We start from the raw sequence: 4,599 nt of genomic DNA on the forward strand, positions 1-4,599 counted from the left end.
ACCGGCGTCCCACCGGTGGCCTGGGGTCCCAGCGGCCGGGGCGTGGGCGCGCCGCGCAGCGCCTCCTCCGGGGACGGCTCCCCGCTCAGCGTGCCGAGGCCGCCCTGCGCCGCGAGGCTGGACCGCAGCTGGCCGGTGCCGGCGTTCATCACGGTCTGGAAGCCGATGCCCGGAGCAGAGGCCGGGCCGGCCGGGCCGATGAAGGCCTGGACGGTTTCGACCAGCGTCGGCGCGCCGCCCGTCGCCATGGGATCGGCCGCCGGCGCGAGGAGCCCGCCCGGAATGGTCGGGCCGCCCGCGATGGTGCGCGGGATGTCCGTCGCCGGCAGGAGGCTGGTGGCGAGGGTGGGGGTGCTGCCGGTGAAGGGCACGGCCACCGTCACCCGCACCTCGGTGAACAGGCCGCCGGCATCGGTCAGGCGGTAGGTGAAGCTGTCCGTGCCGCTGTAGTTGAACTCGGCCTGGTAGAGCAGCGTGCCATCGGCCTGCACCACCAGCGTGCCATGCGCCGGGGCCAGGGCGATGCTGACGGCCAGCCTGTCCCCGGCATCGGGGTCGCTGGCCGCGGCGGCGGCGCGCGGGTCGAGCCGCAGGGCGCCGGTGTTGTCCGCGGCGAGGCTAAGGGCCGGGCTGGCGGATGGGGCCTCGTTCACGTCCCGCACGGTGACGGTGGCGGCCAGCCGCGTGACATTGCCGGCCGTGTCGGTGGCCACGATGGTCAGCGCATGGCTGCCCGCCGCCTCATGGTCGAGCGGCAGCAGGCTGAGGATGCGGCCCGTGCCCTCCTCGATGGTGAAGCGCGCCAGCGCCTCCGGCGTGCCCTCCAGGCGGAAGACCACCCCCTGCGCGTCCACCGCCAGGACCTGCCCGGCCAGGGTGCCGGGCGGGGCGTTCTCCGCCAGGGCCAGCGGCGCGGCGAGCGAGAGGGCGGGCGGGGTGGTGTCCACCACCAGCGCCAGCGCCGCCATCGCCGGCCCGGTGTTGCCGGCCGCGTCGGTGGCGTCGGCGGTCAGGCTGTGCGGGCCATCGGCCAGGCTGGCCGCCAGGGTCCAGTTGCCTGCCCCGTCCGCCAGCACGGTGCCGAGCAGCGTGCCGCCATCCCGCACCGCCACCAGGCTGCCCGCCTCGGCGGTGCCGGTGAGGGTGATGGCGCCGCTGGCGGAGAGCTGGCCGCCGCCCGGCATCGTCTCGCCCGGCAGGCTGCTCAGCGCCGGCGCGGCGGGCGGGGTGGTGTCCACCGTCACCACCAGGCTGGCGATCGCGGAGGTGTTGCCGGCCGCGTCCACCGCCTGCAGCGTGTAGCTGTGGCTGCCATCGGCGAGGTCGCTGCCCTCGGTGAACTGCCAGCCGCCCTCGGCATCCGGGATCAGCGTGTCGAGCAGCACGCCGTCGCGCCACAATTGCAGGCTGGTGGCGCCGCTGCTGGTGCCGGCGAGGCCGGGGCGCGGCGTGTTGGTCAGCCCGTCCCCCGCCATGCCGCTGTCGGTGGCGAGGACGATGCCCGGCAGGTCGGGGCGCACGCCATCGACCAGGATGCCGCTGGTGTCGGGCGGCGGGATGGCGGGCATGCCCTGGGAATTGCCGGCCAGATCGGTCAGCGTGCCGATGAGATCGACCAGCGCGGGGCTGCCGCCGGGCGTGCTGCCCTCGGTGACCGTCCAGGCGAAGACCAGCGTGTCGGTGCCGTTGCCGCTGACCAGCGCCGCCTCCACCAGCGTGCCGCCCAGGTCGAACAGCAGCGCCGGCGGGCCGTCGGAGATCTGCACCGCCTCGGAATAGGTCAGGGTGAAGTTCAGCGTGCTGCCGATGCCGTAGCGGCCCTCCGGCGGCGCCGAGAAGCCGATGATCACCGGCGGCACCGTGTCCAGCGCGACGGTGGCGGTGGCGGGATAGTCGGCCGCCAGGGGATTGCCGGCGAGGTCCGGCACGCCGGCGCGGACGCCGAGGGAGAGGCTGCCCGTGCCGTTGCCGGCCAGCACCTGCACCGTGTAGCTGGCGCCCCCGCCGCTGATCCCGGCGATGCTGGCCTCCGGCAGGCCGGGGGCGAGCAGCACCAGGTCGTTCACGCCGAGGCCGGCGACCGGCTCGGAGAAGGTGATGGTGAACTCGACCATGGTGGCATTGGCGGCGGGCGTGCCCACCAGCGCCACCGCCTGCACCATGGGCGGCAGCGCGTCGACGCGGATCGTGCTGGCATCGACGAAGGGCAGGACGCCGCCGGTGGCGTTGCCGGCCTGGTCCACCACCCCGGCCGCGCCGGAGAGGGTGGTGCCGAGCACCAGCCCGCCGCCCGCGTCGAAATCCCCCGCCTGCACGGCGTAGCGGAAGACCAGCTGGCTGGAGCCGCTGCCCGACACATACTCCAGGCTGCGCGCCACGCCGCCGATCTGCGCCGTCAGCGCGGGCGTGCCGATGACGGTGACGGCCTCGGCGAAGACCACGGTGACGTCCAGAATCTCGCCGGCCACATAGGTCCTGGCGGGCGGCAGGATGAGGTCGGTCACCACGGGGGCGATGCTGTCCACGAGCAGCCCGCCGAAATCGGCGGCGGCCAGGCTGAGCAGGGCGTCATTGCCGGCGGCATCGCGCAGTGTCACGCCCTCGAGCTGCGGCCCGCCGGGGAGGCGGATGCCATCGGCGTCCTGCAGCCCCTCGGGCAGGGTCAGGCTGAAGCGCAGGGTCTGCGCGTCCGGCTGGCCGCTGAACTGGGCGGTGAGCAAGGCGCCGCCGATCTCGACCCCCAGCGTGGCCTGGCCGGGGCCGGACAGGTTCACCGCCTCGCCGAAGGCGACGTCGAAGACCAGCGTGTCGCCGGCCCGGTACCAGCCCGGCGCGCTGGGCGAGGTGATGCCGGTGGCGGCCGGCGGGGTGGTGTCGATGACGAGGCCGGGCAGGGCAAAGTTGCCGAGGCTGTTGAAGTCGTTGCCCGCCGCGTCGCGCAGTGTCGCCCCGTTCAGGGAAGACGAGCCGAAGGCGATGTTGACGCCGCTCGCCGCGGTGTTCCCCGCGACCGGGACATAGTGGAACACCAGCGTGTCGGTGCCGCTGCCGGAGACATAGCTGGCCAGGGCGAAGCCATTGTCCAGGATGACCATCAGGCTGGGCGTGCCGCCCTGCACGAAGACCGGGGCATCGAACCCCAGGCTGATGGGCACCGTCTGCCCGGTGCCGTACAGCCCGGCGCTCCAGCCCGGCAGGGTCAGTTCCGGCGGGGTGGTGTCCACCAGCACGCCGGAGCTGTCGCCGATATTGGCGAGGCTGAGGTTGGCGTCATTGCCGGCGAGGTCGCGCAGCGTGCCGCCGTTCAGGCTGAGGCCGCCCAGGGCGATGCCATCGCCATCGGTGTCGCCCGGCTGCACGATGTAATGGAAGACCAGGGTGTCCCCGCCGATCGGGCCGACATAGCTGGCCAGCACCTGCGTGCCGCCCAGGGTGACTGCCAGGCTGGGCTGGCCGCCGCCGAGGCTGACCGCCTCGGAGAAGGTGACGGTGAACTCCAGGACGTTGCCGGCCTTGTAGGCGCCGGCGGCCGGCACGCCGACCGCGGTGACGCTGGGCGCCACGCCATCGACCTGCACCTGGCTGAGATCCGAGACGATTCCCGGCGGGCTGCCATCATAGGCGTTGCCGGCCAGGTCGCGGATCGTGCCGTTCTGCAGATCGAGGCCCAGCACCGCGATGCCGTCGCTGTCGGCATCGCCAGCCTGGATGGCGTAGGTGAAGACGAGGTTGCCGGGATGGCTGCTGCCGGTCAGCGCCGCGCTGCGCGTCACCCCGCCGATATCGATCAGCAGCGCCGGGCTGCCGCTGGTGCCCACCGCCTCGGAGAAGGCGAGGGTGAAGGTCAGCGTCTGGCCGGCGCGATAGGTGCCGGGGGCCGGGCCCTCCAGCGTCACGGCGGCCGGCGGCAGGGCATCCACCAGGACGCCATCCGTGCCGGGCAGGAGCGGCAGGGCCAGGACGGCGTCATTGCCGGCCACGTCGCGCAGCGTCGCCCCGCGCAAGGAGAGGCTGTCGATGCTGATGCCGTCGGCGTCGACCTCGCCCGGCTGCACCGTGTAGCGGAAGGTCAGCACCGTGCCGCCGGAGCCGCTGGCATAGGTGGCGGCGCGGGCGAGGCCGCCGATGGTCAGGTCCAGCGCCGGCAGGCCGCCGGTGGTGTCGACCAGCACGGGCTCGAAGAAGGTCAGGGTGAATTCCAGCACCTGCCCGGCGAGGTAGGTGACGGGGGGCGGGACCGTGCCGCTGGCGATGCTGGGCGCGATGGTGTCCACCACCACGCCGGCCAGGGCGGGCTGCGGCGGGATGGCGAGGCTGGCGTCATTGCCGGCCAGGTCGCGCAGCGTGCCGCCGTTGAGCTCGAGGCTGCCGGGCAGGCCGATGCCGTCCAGGTCATTCTGCCCTGGCTGCACGACGTAGGAGAAGACCAGCGTGTTGCTGCCCGAGCCCGCGACATAGTCGGCCTGCACCAGCTGACCGCCGATATCGAGTGCCAGGCTGGGCATGCCGCTGACCATGACCGTCTCGGCGAAGGTGATGCTGAAGTTCAGCGTCGCGCCCGCCGCGTAGCTGCCGGTGTCGGGGCCGGTGACGCTGGTA

The 4,599-nt window shown here is 73.6% G+C and carries 1 protein-coding gene; it reads right to left on the reverse strand.

All coding sequences use genetic code 11. The features are described from left to right. Positions 1–4,599, reverse strand: a 4,599-nt coding sequence (locus tag HMPREF0731_RS12520) for an Ig-like domain-containing protein (RefSeq protein ID WP_007004510.1), incomplete at both ends; no start/stop codon positions are given.

The sequence above is a fragment of the Pseudoroseomonas cervicalis ATCC 49957 genome (assembly GCF_000164635.1).
GTDB classification, from domain to species: domain Bacteria; phylum Pseudomonadota; class Alphaproteobacteria; order Acetobacterales; family Acetobacteraceae; genus Pseudoroseomonas; species Pseudoroseomonas cervicalis.